Raw genomic sequence first — 1,055 nt, forward strand, 5'->3', positions numbered from 1 at the left:
ATCCCCTCCGACAGCGTCCACAGGAAGGTGCCCCAGCTCAGGGACAGATCCTGCACCATGCGGGTGAACCCCGCCTGCACCCGCGCCCAGATCGCCGCCAGTGCCGGACCAATCGCCGTGGCGCTGGTCTGGATCCCCTGCCAGACGCCCGCTGCAAGATCGCCGAGCGCGCGCAGCGCAGCGCCCCAGCCACCGGTGGCCACCACCAGCTGGTGGAACTTCATCGCCAGATAGCCCGCCCCCACCACCAGCGCGCCAATGCCGGTGGCAATCACCGCGCCGCGCAGCAGCAACAGCCCGCGCTGCAGGCCTTTCATGGCAAGGCTGGTCACCGCCGCCTTGGTCGAGGTGGCCCCAAGCGCCACTTCCAGCGCAACGGCCGACTTTGCCGCCGCCGCAAAGCGCAAGGGCGCCAGCGCCACGGTCGAGATCATCCCCGCCATCGCCACCCCCAGCGGCGCGGCCACCTTCAGCACCAGCCCCAGCGCCAGCGCTGCAGGCCCCACCGTGCCGACGATCAAGGCGCTGGTGGCGAGGAACCGTTTGGTGCCCTCCGACAGACCGTTGAACCAGGTCGCCACATCCGCCACCCGATCACTCAGCCCCTGCAGCGCCGGGGCCAGCGCGACGGTCACCTGGTTGGCCAGACCCCGGCCCGCAAGGCTCATCCGCGATAGCGCGTCATTGGTCAGCTCGATCTGATCCGCATCCACCTCGGAGATTGCCACGCCAAAGCGGTTCACATCCTGAGCCGCCGTGCGCAGTGCGGCGCCATCCACGCGGGTGAAGATCAGGCCCGCCCGACTGCCAAACAGCTCTGACGCCACCGCCGCGCGCTCCGCCTCCGGCACATACTCCGCCAGGGCGCCCTGGATCTGTTCCAGCCGCTGATCAAGCGGCAGTGCCTGCAGCGCGGCGGCGCTCAGATGCAGCCGGTCCAGCGCCTTGGCCGCCGCACCCGTGCCGCCCGCCGCCTGGCTCAGGCGTTTGGTCAGCTGGATCGTGGCCTGCTGCACCTCGCCCATGGACACACCGGAGAGATCCGCTGCCCGCTC

1 pseudogene is annotated in these 1,055 nt (G+C 70.4%); it reads right to left on the reverse strand.

What is annotated here, in order from left to right:
* Nucleotides 1-1,055: pseudogene (locus tag CLV89_RS22750) on the reverse strand (hypothetical protein); the annotation flags it as partial.

This window comes from Tritonibacter scottomollicae, from assembly GCF_003003215.1.
Classification (GTDB): Bacteria; Pseudomonadota; Alphaproteobacteria; order Rhodobacterales; family Rhodobacteraceae; genus Epibacterium; species Epibacterium scottomollicae.